Source organism: Pseudoalteromonas sp. SWYJZ12, assembly GCF_015864395.1.
Classification (GTDB): domain Bacteria; phylum Pseudomonadota; class Gammaproteobacteria; order Enterobacterales; family Alteromonadaceae; genus Pseudoalteromonas; species Pseudoalteromonas arctica.
In genome coordinates, this window is the sequence record NZ_JADYXH010000006.1 from 147567 (window position 1) to 163060 (window position 15494).

At 38.8% G+C, this 15494-nt stretch carries 12 protein-coding genes; 4 read left to right on the top strand and 8 right to left on the bottom strand.

The window, feature by feature from the left end; genetic code table 11:
- Positions 1–92 precede the first annotated feature (92 nt).
- The 3 genes from I6F42_RS09880 to I6F42_RS09890 all read right to left on the bottom strand — a co-directional run bounded on the left by I6F42_RS09880 (position 93) and on the right by I6F42_RS09890 (position 3430).
- Positions 93–1025 (bottom strand): exopolyphosphatase, encoded by a 933-nt coding sequence (locus I6F42_RS09880; RefSeq protein ID WP_197152005.1) that lies wholly within the window; start codon positions 1023–1025, stop codon positions 93–95.
- A 145-nt stretch (positions 1026–1170) separates the two neighbouring features.
- Positions 1171–2619, bottom strand: coding sequence for a dihydrolipoyl dehydrogenase (locus I6F42_RS09885; RefSeq protein ID WP_007583146.1), 1449 nt, complete (start codon positions 2617–2619; stop codon positions 1171–1173).
- 82 nt (positions 2620–2701) lie between these two features.
- Positions 2702–3430, bottom strand: coding sequence for a glutathione peroxidase (locus tag I6F42_RS09890; protein ID WP_010553231.1), 729 nt, complete (start codon positions 3428–3430; stop codon positions 2702–2704).
- A 112-nt stretch (positions 3431–3542) separates the two neighbouring features.
- Here I6F42_RS09890 and I6F42_RS09895 point away from each other — a divergent pair, with 112 nt between their 5' ends.
- Positions 3543–4445 carry a LysR substrate-binding domain-containing protein gene (locus I6F42_RS09895; RefSeq protein WP_024589976.1) on the top strand — a complete coding sequence of 301 codons (903 nt, stop codon included), beginning with the start codon at positions 3543–3545 and terminating at the stop codon, positions 4443–4445.
- A gap of 4 nt (positions 4446–4449) precedes the next feature.
- On the opposite strand, the gene I6F42_RS09900 is transcribed toward I6F42_RS09895, so the two are convergent.
- Positions 4450–5643 (bottom strand): flagellar assembly protein FlgT, encoded by a 1194-nt coding sequence (locus I6F42_RS09900; RefSeq protein WP_197152007.1) that lies wholly within the window; start codon positions 5641–5643, stop codon positions 4450–4452.
- A gap of 140 nt (positions 5644–5783) precedes the next feature.
- On the opposite strand from I6F42_RS09900, the gene I6F42_RS09905 reads away from it, so the two are divergent.
- The 3 genes from I6F42_RS09905 to I6F42_RS09915 all read left to right on the top strand — a co-directional run bounded on the left by I6F42_RS09905 (position 5784) and on the right by I6F42_RS09915 (position 9052).
- Positions 5784–6242 (top strand): LPP20 family lipoprotein, encoded by a 459-nt coding sequence (locus I6F42_RS09905; protein ID WP_008168853.1) that lies wholly within the window; start codon positions 5784–5786, stop codon positions 6240–6242.
- 147 nt (positions 6243–6389) lie between these two features.
- Entirely contained in the window at positions 6390–7097 is a 708-nt protein-coding gene (locus I6F42_RS09910; RefSeq protein ID WP_007583156.1) for a transglutaminase-like cysteine peptidase, read from the top strand.
- Positions 7097–9052 carry a LapD/MoxY N-terminal periplasmic domain-containing protein gene (locus tag I6F42_RS09915; protein WP_197152009.1) on the top strand — a complete coding sequence of 652 codons (1956 nt, stop codon included), beginning with the start codon at positions 7097–7099 and terminating at the stop codon, positions 9050–9052. Before I6F42_RS09910 ends, I6F42_RS09915 begins: the two co-directional genes overlap by 1 nt.
- Positions 9053–9074: 22 nt before the next feature.
- Here the strand turns inward: I6F42_RS09915 and I6F42_RS09920 are convergent, their stop codons facing one another.
- From I6F42_RS09920 to I6F42_RS09935, 4 genes are all read right to left on the bottom strand, one after another.
- Complete coding sequence (locus I6F42_RS09920; protein ID WP_197152011.1) at positions 9075–9662, bottom strand: response regulator transcription factor; 588 nt, start codon at positions 9660–9662, stop codon at positions 9075–9077.
- Between the two features lie 23 nt (positions 9663–9685).
- Positions 9686–11107, bottom strand: coding sequence for an HlyD family type I secretion periplasmic adaptor subunit (locus I6F42_RS09925; protein WP_024608819.1), 1422 nt, complete (start codon positions 11105–11107; stop codon positions 9686–9688).
- Positions 11104–13242: a type I secretion system permease/ATPase gene (locus tag I6F42_RS09930; RefSeq protein ID WP_197152014.1), complete on the bottom strand. Its 2139-nt coding sequence runs from the start codon at positions 13240–13242 to the stop codon at positions 11104–11106. Before I6F42_RS09930 ends, I6F42_RS09925 begins: the two co-directional genes overlap by 4 nt.
- Positions 13243–13349: 107 nt before the next feature.
- Positions 13350–15326: a TolC family outer membrane protein gene (locus I6F42_RS09935; RefSeq protein WP_197152016.1), complete on the bottom strand. Its 1977-nt coding sequence runs from the start codon at positions 15324–15326 to the stop codon at positions 13350–13352.
- Positions 15327–15494: the final 168 nt, after the last annotated feature.

Below are 15494 nucleotides of genomic sequence, written 5' to 3' on the forward strand. Positions count from 1 at the left end.
AAATTTATATGAAAAAGAGAGCGATTAAAACTCACTCTACTAAAATAAAATAACCAGAGCTATTATATGACTCTGGTTATTGTAAGTTAATATTAGCCATCACTTGTAATCGTATCGATTAGCTCACTAAGTACGGCTTCAGATTTACTTGTTTCTACTTGGCAAGTACCTGCATTTAAATGACCACCACCGCCGTATTTAAGGCACAGTTCGCCAACATTCGTGTTTGAGCTGCGGTTAGTGATTGATTTGCCAACGGCATACACTACGTTTTGTTTTTTAAGGCCCCACATTTTATGAATCGAAATATTGCAGTCGGGGTACATTGCATAAATAACAAATCGGTTTGTGGCGTAAATAGTTTCTTCTTGAGTTAAATCAAGAACCACTAAGTTTTTATGGACGGTAGCGCATTGAGAAATTTGCTCTTTGGCTTTTTCGTTATGCTCGTTATATAAAGCAACACGTTCGGCTACGTCTTCCATTTGTAGGATTTTTTCGATGCTCTGATCTTTACACGCATCAATCAGTTTCATCATTAATTGGTAATTTGAAATTTTAAACTCGCGAAAACGGCCAAGTCCAGTTCGCGCATCCATAATAAAGTTCATTAAGACCCAGTCGGTTGGGTTTAATATTTCGTCTTTTGAAAACTGAGCAGCATCGCCTTTATCTACCGCGTCCATCATTTCAACAGAAATATTTGGAAGTTTTTCAGCGCCGCCATAATAGTCATAAACTACGCGAGCTGCTGATGGGGCTTCTGGATCAATAATATGATTTTTTATGTCGCTTGAGTTACGAACGGTTTCGCTAAGGTGATGATCGAATGCGATGTGACAACCTGCAACGTAGGGGAGGTTGGTGGTAATGTCGTTTTCGGTAATGTCTATTTTGCCATCTTGCATGTCTTTTGGATGAACAAACAAAATATCGTCAATTAGGTCTAAGTCTTTAAGCAATACGGCACAAACTAAGCCATCAAAATCGCTGCGAGTGACTAGTCTAAATTTATTATTGGGCATAGCTATTCCATCTTTTTAATTGAATTATCAATTAAGTGTAACAGCTAAATTTTTTTTTGAGAGGTCAGCTTAAAAAAATTATAAAAAAAAGCCAAAACGTTAGTTTTGGCTTTTACTTAGCAAGTTTGTATGTGTAGTAAATAGGTTATGCGCCTGGACCACATTCCATACATGAATTTACAATGTCTGGGCCAAATTTAAGTTTGGCATTTAAGTCGCGAAGGGCGGTACGTAACCCTTCTTCAATTACTGGGTGGTAAAATGGCATATCAAGCATTTCTGGTACGGTCATTTTGTTTTGTACAGCCCATGCTAGTAAGTGAGCGATGTGTTCGGCTTGTGGGCCAATAAACTCAGCACCTAAAAATAAGCCTGTGCCTTGCTCTGCATATACACGCATATGACCTTTGTTTTTAAGCATTACTCGACTACGGCCTTGGTTTTCAAAGCTGACTTCGCCTACTTCAAAACAACCACATGGGCCTAAACGGTCGGTAATTTGCTTGTAGCTTTCGCCTACCATTGCTATTTGTGGGTCGCTAAATACAGCTGCAATTTTAGCTCTGCGCAGACCTATACGCACATCTGGGAAGCGCCCGGCATTTTGACCTGCAATAGCACCTTGGTCTGATGCTTCGTGTAACAATGGGAGCATGTTACTCGCATCGCCTGCTATAAATATGTTCGATTCACCACACTGCATTGTATGTGTGTCTGCGTGCGGTACGCCGCGTTCATCAAGTTCAATGCCGGTGTTTTCAAGGCCTAGTTTATCTACGTTAGGTACTCGGCCTGTGGCTGCAAGTACGTAGTCAAACTGTTCGGTGTGTTTTTCACCTTGTTTGTCGGTGTAAGTTAGCTGTGCTTTGTCGCCAACTTGCATCATGTCAGATACGTTTGAGTCGGTATCTACAAAAAATTCTTCAGCAAAAACAGTATTTGCATAGTCTTTTACTACTGGATCTGTAAGTGGGCCAATTGCGCCGCCTACACCAAATAGTTTTACATTTACGCCTAGTCGGCTAAGTGCTTGGCCAATTTCAAGACCTATTACACCAGGGCCAAATACAGCGACTGATTCTGGTAGGTCATCCCAATCAAATACGTCGTCGTTTATAATAAGTTTGTCGCCAAAGTTATTAAATACGCCAGGGTACGAAGGGCGTGAACCGGTGGCAATTACAAAGCGTTTTGCTGTAATAATTGTGTGGTCGTCTATTTGTATGCGGTTTGTGTCTAAAAATTTAGCGTAACCACGAATTTTATCACCATCTGGTAATTCATCTACGGCTTCTACTACGAATCCTGCAAAACGATCTCGTTCACTTTTAACGCGTGCCATAACTGCTTTGCCATCAATGACTGGCTTTGAGCTATGAACACCAAATGCAGGAGCCATTTCAATTGCGTGTGCAGCTTCTGCGGCTGCAATCAATAACTTGCTTGGCATACAACCAACACGTGCACATGTGGTGCCGTATGGGCCTGATTCGATCATTAATACATTTTGTGTGAACTGTTTAGCATTACGATAAGCACTTAAACCAGCAGTGCCTGCGCCTATAACAACAACATCGGTTTGCAATTCTTTCATAGTATTTTTTCCTCTAATAAATAGGGGCATAAAAGCCCCTATTTTTTACCTACTAACGTTAGGTATTTAATTTACTTATTAATTAAGCAAAGTATTTTTCTAAGTCGTCTGAACCACCGATGTGTTTACCACCAATGAATATTTGTGGAACAGTGTCACGACCAGATACAGCTTTTAGGCTTGTTAGTGATGCGCCTGCACCCATAACAATCTCTTCATATGCGAAGCCTTTTTCTGCAAGAAGCTCTTTTGCTTTTTTACAGAAAGGACAGCCAGGTTTGGTAAAGATGCTTACTGGTTCTGGTTTAGCTTGCTTAGGGTTGATGTAATCAAGCATTGTGTCTGCGTCAGATACTTCAAACGGGTCACCTGGTAAATCTGGTTCGATAAACATTTTGTCAATCACGCCATCTTTAACAAGCATAGAGTATCTCCAGCTGCGCTTACCAAAGCCTAGGTCGTTCTTGTCTACTAACATGCCCATGCCGTCAGTAAATTCGCCGTTGCCGTCTGGTAATAAAGTAATGTTTTGCGCTTCTTGATGCTCAGCCCATGCGTTCATTACAAAGGTATCGTTTACTGATAAACATACAATTTCGTCAACGCCGTTTTGCTTAAGTACGCCTGCTAATTCGTTGTAACGTGGTAAGTGAGTTGATGAACATGTTGGTGTGAATGCACCTGGTAGTGAAAACACTACAACAGTTTTACCTTTAAAAATGTCATCTGTTGTTACTGATTTCCAATCGTTATTTTGACGAGTTGCAAATGTAACACTTGGGATTGTTTGACCTTCGATATTGTTTAACATAATTTTTGTTCCTCTTGATTTGTTGATAGCCATTATGGTGAATAATTAAATATAGTTCCAATCGTTTATTTGTATTAAACTGATAGTTATAAACTATCACGTAGAGCTGAATATGAACTTAAAAGATTTTGAATATGTAAAAGCAATAGCGCAATATAAACATTTTCGCAAAGCTGCCGATGCATGTTTTGTTAGTCAGCCTACATTAAGTGGTCAAGTAAAAAAACTCGAAAATGAGCTTGGCGTTACTTTGTTTGATCGCTCAACCAAACAAGTTACCTTAACAGCAAAAGGTGAACGTTTGTTGACGCAAATAGAGATTATTTTAGAACAAACGCAAATACTCAAAGAACTTGCTGCTACTTCTAACGAGCCTCTACAAGGTAAATTAACTATTGGTATTATTCCTACCATTGCGCCTTACTTGTTGCCTGCGTTACTAACATCGATGAAAGCGGCATTTATTGATAGCCAGTTTTCGTTTATTGAGATGCAAACAGCAACAATTTTAGAAGCTTTAAACAAGGGTGAACTCGACTTTGCTATTTTAGCCGATGTGCCAGAGCTTATTAATTACCATACGGTTGCTTTATACAAAGAAGATTTTTTAGTGGCGGTATCACACGATAACGCGCTGTCTAAGCATAAAAAAGTAGCGCTGAGCGATCTTCAAGGATGCAGCCTATTAATGTTAAGTGATGGCCATTGCTTTAAAGATCAAGCCCAAAAGTTTTGTTTTTCTGCAGGGGTCGATGTATCTAACCAGTATAAAGGTAATAGTTTAGAAACATTATTAGCGTTAGTGGCTATGGATGACGGTATTACATTTGTACCAAAGTTGGCATGTACCGACCGTGTAGGGATTGATTACTTGCCTATATTCCCTAATCAGCAGCGTAATGTGGTGTTTGCATGCAGAAAGCATTATCCGCATTTATCTGGTGTAGAACAATTGGGCGAGTGGTTATCGGCTCACCCTAATTTAAAAGCTAAATTAACTAAAAAAGTTAATTAAATATTTAAAGGTTTTGGCTGATTATTTCTACAACATCGTTAATTTGCACGCCAGGTAGTGGTTTGTCATCAATACTGACAGCTACTGCAGTTTGCTGATAAAGCTGCTCAACGCGAATTTTATTAAGCGTGGTGATGGTGTGTGGCATAACATTACCTGCCGCGTCGGTTAAATAGTTATGGTGTGCAATGCTTAGCATTTGGCCTTTTTTTAACCCATGAGCTTTACCTAAGTTAATAACGATTTTGCTATTTTCCATATGCATTATTTTACCTTGAGTAGGTAAACACGCCATGGCTGCTTGAATGTCATAACTTACAGCTTGGTTGATATCGGTTATGCTTTGCCCATAAGGTGATTGCCAAAACCTATCACTATTAACATCAACTATGGTTGTTTTTTCAAATGGCCAAATTGCTTGAGTATGGTAACTATTTTGCCAAAGTTGCTCATAGGTAGTGCCATCAAACAGTGCAAACTCAATGTTGTAACTGCGCTCATACGCCTCGTCTTGCCAAAATGCATAATCGTTATTGAGTTTGTCGCTAGTCGAAAGGCTGGTTATTTGGCTAAGCAGAACATATTGAGCGTTACTGCGCGAAGATATTTCTTCTAATTGAGCGTTTGAATAGTCGTGCTGCTGCGAAAAGTATTTATCAACGCTTATTGCATTATTATAGTAAGCAATAGGTACTGCGCTCATTTTTGATTTTTGCAGGGAAGTAAAAATATTTTTGCTAATCGCTTTGCTTACGTCAAATATTTGACCCATTTTGGCGTGTTCACGATGAACAAGTTGGCTTTGTGTAACGGCCACAAACTTATTAAAACTATTTTGTGGGCATTGCTCTGTTTGAGAAAAAATATCGAGTCGTAATGTAATCGCAAATTTATTGTCGTATTTATTTTCGCTGATCAGTTCAATTTTTTGAATTTCGCCGTGGCTGCTAATTTTTAGCTGATCTTGCATTAACACGCCATCTACCAGGGTTTGTACAGAGCTAACCCGTGCGCCAGAGAACACTAGCGCTTGTGTAATCGCATCTTTTATAGCGGCAGATTTAGCTGCGCTCGTATCACCATTTTGAACGTTCGCATGGCCTGTTGATTCATACCACTGCGCTTTAGTGAAAGGGGAGAAAGTTAATAATGCCGTTGCACTTAACCCTGCAAATGCCAATGATAAAAACGACTTCATACTTTTACTCCAATTAAACGTTAGCTATTAACTAGGTAGAGCAAGGACTGTACCAATGTTATTTGGTAATTATTAGTAATGCTATAAATGGCATTAAACGTGCATATGTACTGCTAATTACTATACAAGGGCTAAATGCTATGCGAGCAATTTCATTACTTATTACACTTGGGTGTTTAACCTTAGGTGGTTGTAGCAGCGTTTTTGATAAGCATGTTGAATATAAATATGTAGAGCCAAATAATTACCCCGTTTTAAAAGCGATAGGGTATGCACCTATTAGCTTGCAAAAAGGCGCTAACGCGTCGCAAAAACAACTTATGGCAATTAAGGCTTCTAAGCTTGAGGCTTACCGCGAGCTTACTGAGCAAGTATATGGGCAAAAAATTACCGCCGGAACAACGGTGGAAGGTTCAATTGCTCAAGACGATTACTTAGAAAGTAAAGTGCAGGGGCTTATTAAAGGTGCACAAATAATTAAAACTTACGCAGTAGATGACACTTACGTGACCGAGCTTGAGCTTAATATGAAGCGTGTGCACGATTTATACATAGGTGAAGTAAAACCACGCGAAGTTAAAAAAGTAACTTATTACTAAATAGCCCAGTTAATTAAAAAAGTTATTCAAAATATCTCATCCTCTTATATTGAGTGCTATGCTGTTGTTAGGATTAATTTTTAAGCAGATTGCGTAGTGCTCAACAGATGTATTTTATTGCCACTTATATTAACAGTGGCTCTGTAAATGGCGTTTAAGCCAACTTATTTAAATCCTAAATTATTTATATGGTGCAAAGCCAATTTGCGCTACCTATTACTGTTTTTTGTACTCTCCAGTGGTGTGCTTGCAAGCCGACTAACTATTCAATTTAATACCTTTATTGAGCTGATGGGTCAAAAATATGGACCTGCGCGAGCGGCTGTTGCACGTAACTGGCAAAGTATGTTGGTACAAACTCAAAACAAACCAGAGCAACAACAAATTCTTATTGTTAATGATTTTTTTGCGCGTAATTTACGCTATCAAACTGATATTTTGCTTTGGAAACAAAATGATTATTGGGCAACCCCTTTAGAAACGTTAGGCAGAGGCCTAGGTGATTGTGAAGATTACGCAATAGCAAAGTATATAAGCTTGAGAGCCCTAGGGGTGAGTGACGACAAGTTACGCCTTATTTATGTAAAAGCAAAAATTGCGGGCACTAACAAAACGCAAGCACATATGGTGTTAGGTTATTTTGCTACACCAAACGCTCAGCCACTTATTTTAGACAGTTTAATAACAAAGGTTTTACCTGCTGCAAAACGTGTAGATTTAAGCCCTGTTTTTAGCTTTAACAGCCAAGGTTTATGGGCTAATAATTCAACCAAAAGTGTAGCCAGCCCAACAGCAAGACTTTCACGCTGGCGTAAAATTTTGGAGCAGACAACCAAAGAAGGAGTTATGTGGTAATGGCATCATTTTCCTTATCTAAGTATCTTAAAAAACGAAAAATAACACTCAGGCAAGAGCTGTGGATTGCATTATTAATTGTTATTTTTGTAGGCTTTATAAGTAGTGTTTTAATTAGCACTAATTCGGCTAAAAGTTATTTTTCGACCCAGCTGTACTTAAAAAATGTAGATAACGCCAGTTCACTCGCGTTAATGATCAGCCAATTAGACAAAGACCCCGTTGAGCTTGAGTTATTAGTATCGGCCACATTTGATACCGGTCACTATAAGCGAATAGAACTACAAAACCCTAATGGTGAGGTGATTGTTAAACGCACGTTTACCGATGAACTTAAAGCGACGGCTCCGCAGTGGTTTAGATCAATGTATGGATTAAATGTACAGCCAGGGGTTGGGCAAGTAAATGATGGTTGGCAGCAGTTTGGTACTTTGTTTATAGAAAGCCATAGTCAATATGCTGAGCAAGCCTTATGGGAAAGTGCGCTTAAACTATTTTTTAGTTTTTTAATTGTCGCTTTTTTTGCTTGTATAGTTAGTGCTTACTTTTTAAGTAGGATATTAAAACCACTAGATGATGTTGTGTATCAGGCTAATGCATTTGGTGAAAAACGTTTTATTAAATCGAGCGTTCCGCGCACTTTTGAGTTTGCACGATTAGTGCAATCAATGAACCAATTATCTACCCGTTTTAGCCGTATTATTAAAGAAGATAATAAACGTTTAGAAGAGCTTAGATTTAAATCGCAACACGATGAGCTAACTGGTTTAGCAAATAGAGAATACTTTGGTGCAACGCTTGAGGCTCACTTACAAAAATCGAAAGATCATGCCCATGGTGCCTTGTTTTTATTTAGGGTTGTTAACCTCGATCGCGTAAGTGAGGAAGTGGGACGAGTAGAAATGGTTAACTTTCTACGTCGATTTTCACAGATGTTGGTTAGCTTCTTAGAGAGCAACCAAGAACACTTTTCTGAAAATTACATTGCACGTATTTCTCACAGCGATTTTACCGTTTTATTTAGTGATATTGATGATATTCAAGCAATCAGTGAACGTATTTTATTGATGCATCAATCGTTTGTTGAAGAGTATAAAAACGTTAAGCTAGCGATACCTCACAGCTGTACTTATATTCAAAAAGACGACACGCGATTTGATGTATTAAAGCGTGCGGATGAACTTTTAAAATCATCGGGTAAACAATCTGATGTACAAGCAAAAGTAGCTCAGATCAAGCAAGAAAGTGAGCTGTTTGATAATGCAACTAGCTGGAAAAATGCCATAGAAGAGGCACTCAACAATAATAATTTAGAAATAAATACTTACCCAGTAACTAGCTTTACAGGGCAGGTAATGCAAAATCAATTAGGGTTGAGCCTAAAGCTTGGTGGGCAAGTATACCGTGCTAGTTACTACTACCAGTGGGCTAACCGATTAAAGTTATTAGCGCGTTTAGATTGGGGTTTAATTAAGGCGTTGGTGGCTCATTATAGTATTGAGCCACCAAGTGAACTGATTTCGGTTGAATTATCTGCTCAAACGCTACTTGATGATGCTGCACTTGCTTCGATTCTTACGTACCTTTCGGCGTTTCCTGATTTAGCCTCTAAAATTTGTTTTGATATTCGTGAAAGTATTGCCGTTAGCGAAATTGAGATATTTAAAGATTTTTGTGAGCAGGCTCGATGTATGGGCGCTAAGGTAGCATTAAAACGTGTGGGCCCTGAATTTACTAAAATTAATAAAATTCAGGAATTTGGTCTTGAAATGATTAAGGTTGATAGTGTTTACGGACACAATATTAGTTACAGCCAAGATAACCAAACATTTCTGCGAGGAGTGTGCACGTTAGCGCATTCTATTGGCATTAAAGTGGTGGCTCAAGGTGTAACAAGCCAAGATGATATAGATACGCTTATTAACTTAGGTTTTGATGGGGTTATTAAAGAGTAAGTAATAGGCATTAACGGTGCGGTTAATGCCCTTTTACAACTAACATTAATTGAATACGGTCGCGAACTTTTAGCTTATTAAATATAGAGCTCATATGCTCTTTAATTGTGCGTTCTGTAATATTTAAAGATTCTGCAGCTTGCTTATTAGTTGCACCTGTTACAACAATATCAACTACTTGACGTTCTCGCTTTGTGAGTACATCAAGCTCGCATTTGCTCGCATATTTAAACGGTGTATTTGATAAAGCTCCTACTAAGTTAGATAGTAATTGCCCTGGTAACCATATTCCGCCAGCACAAATTGTCTCCAGTACTTGTTCAATAATTACTTTAGTAGCGAGTGCTTCTACGTACCCCCTAGCTCCTGCTTCAAGCGCACTTCTTAGTTGATTTATTTCTAGTTCGTTGGTCATAACGATAACCAGTAAACGTTGCTGAGAATACTTTTTAACAAGCTCAAGCCAATTAGGTGTGCCGGCCAAAACCCAAATAATACTTGATGCCGTGACTCTGTGTGGTTCTTTTGTGAATATCAAACAACCAGGAAACGCTGTATGCCAGTGTTTCGATTCAAATTCAGGCTGTGTAATAAAAATACTTTGGCGCATTACTTCTCCATTTATAAAATGTTTTAACGCTCTGTCATTGCTTGCGATGTAGCTCTAAGAACCGGTTTTAAAATATACTCAAGTACGGTTTTTTTACCGGTAATAATATCCACTTGAGTGGTCATTCCTGGAATAATAGTCAGCTCTTTTGAAAAATTATTTTTGGTGGTTTTTAGCTGCACCAAATAAAAGGTATTCTCGCGGTCATCTGTAATTGTATCGGCACTTATATGTAATACTTCGGCTTCAAGGCCACCATATACGGCAAAGTCGTAGGCACTAAATTTTATCATTGCAGATTGCCCAGGGCGTAAAAATGCAATGTCTTTAGGCGGGATTTTTGCCTCTACTACAAGTTGATCGTCAAGCGGGACAATTTCCATAACATCACTACCTGGCTGTAAAATACCGCCAACAGTATTAACTAATAATCGTTGTACAGTGCCTTTAACAGGAGAGCGTATTTCAGTTTGAGTTACTTTATCGGCTAAGCCAGATTCAGTTTCTTTAATTGAATCTAATCGCAGTAGCGCTTCGGAGAGTTCATTGTTCCAGCGGTTAATCATAACGAGCTCAACTTCGGTTACCTTATTTTTAGCTTCGTTAATGGCCGAAAGACTCCTATTTATAACTGCCTTGGTTCTGTTTATCTCACCGTTTAAATCAACTATTTGACGCTCTAAACGAATAATATCTATATCCGAAATAGCACCGGTGCGTAACAATGGGCGGGTCACTTTAAGCTCCCTGTTTGTTAAGCGTAGCGCGCTGGTATGCTGCTGAAGTGCCGCTTTTGCTTCAATATAATCTTGGTGTCGCTGCTCTAGTTGGCGCTTGTGAATACTTACCTGTTGCTCCAACTCTTGGCTGTTACTCAAATAAAGAGAGCGTTCGTGTTGAACCACCTGAGGCGCATTTTTTATAACATCTTCGTTAAATACGAGCTCCTTTTTTTGAGTGAGCGCTCTGAGCCTCGCAACTTTTGCACTTAACGATTCAACCTTGGATTGATTTTCCCTAAAGCTAGAAATAAAGCGGGTAGGGTCTATTTTAATGAGTACATCACCCTCGTTTACTATTTGGCCTTCTCGGACATTTATTTTTTCGACCATACCACCATCATAAGATTGAATAAGCTGTAATTTATTAGAGGGAATAACCCGTCCCTCGCCACGAGCAACTTCATCCAAATTAGCAAAACCAGACCACACAATAAGGCATATAAACGTTAAGCAAATTAAATAAAGTAGTAACCTAGCGCTTGCTGGTTCCTGCTGCATTTTTTCCCACTGTGCATCTACTACCCAGTCTTGAGTATTTGGCGGTGAAATCCATCCTTTAAATAGTTTATTAAATACGGATGGCTTACCTTGTTTTCTTGCTTCTATTGCTTTGCTAACAGATTCAAAAGAGCGTTGTTCAAGTGGTTTTTTGTTATCACTCATGAGGCTTGCTCCACGGTTTTATTATTTAACGCCGCAATTACTTTTTGTTTTGGTCCATCAGCAACTACTTTTCCGTTATCTAAAACTATAATACGGTCAACAAGCTCGAGTAATGATGAGCGGTGAGTCACCACGATTAAGGTTTTATCTTTAGAATAACCCTTTAAATTATTAATAATTTTACTTTCACTATTATGATCTAGTGATGAAGTTGGCTCATCTAGTAATAGTATTGGAGGGTCGTTAATTATGGCTCTTGCCATACCTACAGCTTGGCGCTGCCCACCTGATAATTGACGACCTTGCTCGCCTACTTGTAAATCAAATCCGTCTGGGTGCGAATTAATTAAATCAAATAATTGGCTTCGCTCACAGGCTTCAATAATTTGCTCGTCTTTGGCATGCCAAGCACTCATGGTGAGGTTGTCTTTCAAGGTTCCATAAAACAGAGCAACGGTTTGTGGGAGATAGCCAATATTATGACGAAGCTCAGCTGGGTCAATTTGATGTATATCATTATTGTCCATCAAAATTGATCCTGAACAGGGGTCGTATAGTCCTAAAATAAGCTTTTCTAATGTACTTTTGCCTGAGCCATTACGTCCTAAAATGGCGACTTTTTCACCGGCTTTAATTTTAAAACTAACGCCGTTGAGTGCATTATGAGATTCGTCAGAGTATTTAAAACATACATCTTTAAATTCTATATCGCCCTTTAAAGTAGGGTGGCTTAACCAATGCTTACCAGGTGGGCGCTCGACCTCTTTTTCCATAATCTCATTTAGTGACTGCATTGCTATTGCGGCATGATGATATTGCGCTAAAACAGCGGCTGACTGCCCAATAGGGCCCATAGCACGAGATGATAATAAGTAGGCTGCAATTAATCCGCCTTGAGTTAGCTCACCTTCAATAACGAGGTGTACGCCTATTATCATTATTATCACGCCTACACATTGTTGTATCCACGATGCTGTATTTGATATAGAGCTTGAAACGAGTCGGCTTTGTGCGTTTACTTGCGCAATGTAAATGGTCGACTTTTCCCATACAGATTGTGTTTTACACTCTGAGTGAAAACTTTTTACATCTTCAATGTTGGTTAAACTTTCTACTAATACTGCATTTCGCATTGAGCTTGCTTTCATTGTTTGTTCTGAAAGAGCCTCAAGTTTGCGGTGTGCGGCTATAGCGTAAGCTAATAATATAAGTGCGCCCGCGATAATAGGTAAACTTAGAGGTACGCCAATAATGGCAATAACAATTAAATACAAAACTACGAATGGTAAGTCGACTAATGCGACAAGTGTTATGGAGCTAAAAAAGTTACGTACAGCTTCAAATGATTGAATGTTGCTAGCAAAGGAGCCTGCGGATGATGGGCGGTTTTTTAGTTTCATACCTAATACCCGCTCCATTATTACAGCCGATACTTTGACATCTATTCTACTGGCAGCAAGCTCTACAAAGTAGCCTCTTACTAAGCGCAAAACAAAGTCAGCAGTGAGTGCTATTAAAATGCCAATGGCAAGTACCCATAAGGTTTCTGTTGCGTGGTTGGGCACTACGCGGTCATATACGTTCATTACAAATAAAGGCATAGCAACCGACAAAAAGCCCAAAGCAACAGCCGAAATAATTACGTCTTTATAAAGTGAGCGGCATTCTTTAATTACTCCCCAAAACCATCCGTCTTTCGATAGTTTTTCAAGTACAGGTGTTCGCTCATCAAATGCAAACTCTGGTTGAGCATAAATAACTAAACCTACACTGTTAGCAGCTAACTCATCAATGCTTTGTTCGATAACTGATTCTGTAAGTTCTGGGTAAATTACACTCACCAACTGTTTATCGTAATCAATAGAATTAATAACACAGGCTTGGTTATCTTTTAAAATTAAGATGGCAGGTAGCAGTGCTGTATTAATTTTTTGTAGTGGCTTATGAACTACTTTTGATTTAAAGCCAATGCGCTTTGCTGCGCGCGAAAAACCTGATGGAGTAAGATTTCCATCAGTTAGAGGAAGTCCATTTAATAGTGCTTCTCTTGAAAACTCTTTACCATGATGACGACATAAAACTGCTAGGCAGTCAACGAGGATGCCACCATGATCAAGTACATCGTTTAATTCCATACACCATCCAATGTTATGTAGAACTGCATACGATTGTTACTAGTAAACCTAAACTCGACTTAAATATTTCAAGCCGAGTTTAGGTTATTTACATAACGTTAATTGACTTAGCTATCAGTAATTACAGCTTCGATACGTCGATTCGCAGCATTTGCTCTTACTGATATTTCGTTTACTCGAGGTTGATCAATACCGTACCCGAACGATTTAACACGTTTTGGTTTTATATCGAATTGTTTAATTAGGATTTCAGCAACGGCAAACGCACGTTTTTCAGATAGTTTGCGGTTATATGTTCGATCTCCATCTAGAGAAGCATGACCTTGTATTTCAACCTGCTTATTTGGGTTTTCTTTTAAAAAATCTGCAAGCCGACTAATTTCTTGAATATATTGAGACCTTACATCGCTTGAGTCAGCAGAAAAAGGGATACCAATCTCTATATTCGAGGTTGATGCGCTATAAATTGTACAGCCAGATAAATCAACATTAGTTGACAGCGGTGTACTCGGACAAGTGTCTTGCTCGTTTGGTACGCCGTCACCATCATCATCTAAAAAGTTACTTGGTGTAGTGTCGGTTTCCAACGGTATATCTAAGTACCTTGGCATAGCGGTTACACTCATGTAGGCATTATCTTGCTTCGCTTTTTTTTGTAGAAATGCCTTGCGGCTAAAGGTGGTTGCTACATCGTAACTCGGACAAATATTTTGTGCGTTATGCACAATAGGATCGTCAGTTAGCTCTTTTAATGTAGGGTATTTACCTGACATTACGTCAAGTGCTGGCAATAATTTCCCCATTTCTTTTAGCATAGTTAAAATAGCCGATTGGCGGTCGTATAGCGCAACTATGTATGAACGTGTTGATTGGAACGATTCGTTTTCGGCATCAAGTACGTCTAGTAGAGTTCGTTGGCCTATATCAAATTGATCTTTATATGCAATTTTAACTTTAGTTGATGATTCGCGGTGTTGATTAAGCGCTGGCAACTTTTGCTCTAGTATAGTGACGTTGTAGTAGGCAATTTGCAGACTTTGACGAATATCAATACAGGCTTGATCTCGTTGATATTTTGCAATGTTTATATCTTGATAAGCTTGTTCTAAATTAGCGCTATCAAGACCACCGTTATACAAGTTATAACTAATATCTATGCCGACTCGCGCTTCTGTTCTGGTTTCATTTTGACCAAGCTCATCTCTATCTTGGCTACCGTAGCGGGCAGATAAATCTACGTTAGGATGAAAGGCCGCTTTTTGTGCTTTGGCGTTCGCTTTTTGCGCTTCAATATTATACAAAGAGGCATAAAATGAAGGGCTGTTTTTGTAGGCGATGTCTAGCGCTTGGTTAACCGAAATTGGTATATTGTTTTCATCAAGGTCAGCTTGCTTTATATCGTTCATAGGTAGCTCACCTACAACTCTTAAGTAGCGAGCGCTTACATCATGTAAATTAGAGTACTCCGTTAATACATTAGATTGCGCTAGAGATAAACGACCACTAATTTGTTCTAGGTCTGCTGCGCGCGCTACACCGGCGCCTACGCTTTGCTCTATTTGTTGGTATACAGACTCGTGCTCTTGTAAATTAGCTTCTGCAAGTTGTACTAACTCTTTGAATTTTTGTACGTCAAGTAGTGCAATCGAGGCTTCAAGTGCTGTTTGTTCTGTTTGAGAAATAAGCTCAAAGTACCTAATAAGTTGAATACGTTTAAAACGGTCAACTGTATTAGATGTTCTAAAACCGTCATAAAGCATTTGAGTAACGCTTAATTCGGCTGTATTACGGTTATATTCTTCTTCAATACCGTAATTTCTTCTTTCATATCCTGCGCTCGCTGATACATCAACACTTGGTAAATAACCTGAACGGGCAGCATCCACTCCATAAATAGAAGATTTAAAAGCATGCCATGCTTCTTGTACTTCAGGATTGTTTTCAATCGCTTTACTTGAGACGTATGTAAGTGGCATTGCTGATTGTTCGTTTGCATGCACGTAGTTTGATAAAGTTACGGCTGTAATCGCTAATCCGATTAACATAGTCCCTTGATGCTTTTTAAAAGTGTTTTTTATAATCATTTCTTCCTCTTAGATCCTGTTAAGACCGAAAATACTCTTTTAAATATTTAGTAAAGGAGTGCTAATTTTGCAAGTAATCTTTTTGGACAGCATAAAAAAAAATTTCTACCACTTTTTTGTTGATTTTTTATTTTTGAATTTTTCTTCTAAACCTGTACTTGAGTCCAG

What these genes read in the sequence shown, in the direction of transcription:
- I6F42_RS09890 (WP_010553231.1), bottom strand. Translation starts at nt 3,430, where the DNA reads ATGTTAAACAATATCGAAGGTCAAACAATCCCAAGTGTTACATTTGCA.
- I6F42_RS09930 (WP_197152014.1), bottom strand. Translation starts at nt 13,242, where the DNA reads ATGGAATTAAACGATGTACTTGATCATGGTGGCATCCTCGTTGACTGC.
- I6F42_RS09885 (WP_007583146.1), bottom strand. Translation starts at nt 2,619, where the DNA reads ATGAAAGAATTGCAAACCGATGTTGTTGTTATAGGCGCAGGCACTGCT.
- I6F42_RS09925 (WP_024608819.1), bottom strand. Translation starts at nt 11,107, where the DNA reads ATGAGTGATAACAAAAAACCACTTGAACAACGCTCTTTTGAATCTGTT.
- I6F42_RS09915 (WP_197152009.1), top strand. Translation starts at nt 7,097, where the DNA reads ATGGCATCATTTTCCTTATCTAAGTATCTTAAAAAACGAAAAATAACA.
- I6F42_RS09900 (WP_197152007.1), bottom strand. Translation starts at nt 5,643, where the DNA reads ATGAAGTCGTTTTTATCATTGGCATTTGCAGGGTTAAGTGCAACGGCA.
- I6F42_RS09920 (WP_197152011.1), bottom strand. Translation starts at nt 9,662, where the DNA reads ATGCGCCAAAGTATTTTTATTACACAGCCTGAATTTGAATCGAAACAC.
- I6F42_RS09905 (WP_008168853.1), top strand. Translation starts at nt 5,784, where the DNA reads ATGCGAGCAATTTCATTACTTATTACACTTGGGTGTTTAACCTTAGGT.
- I6F42_RS09880 (WP_197152005.1), bottom strand. Translation starts at nt 1,025, where the DNA reads ATGCCCAATAATAAATTTAGACTAGTCACTCGCAGCGATTTTGATGGC.
- I6F42_RS09910 (WP_007583156.1), top strand. Translation starts at nt 6,390, where the DNA reads ATGGCGTTTAAGCCAACTTATTTAAATCCTAAATTATTTATATGGTGC.
- I6F42_RS09935 (WP_197152016.1), bottom strand. Translation starts at nt 15,326, where the DNA reads ATGATTATAAAAAACACTTTTAAAAAGCATCAAGGGACTATGTTAATC.
- I6F42_RS09895 (WP_024589976.1), top strand. Translation starts at nt 3,543, where the DNA reads ATGAACTTAAAAGATTTTGAATATGTAAAAGCAATAGCGCAATATAAA.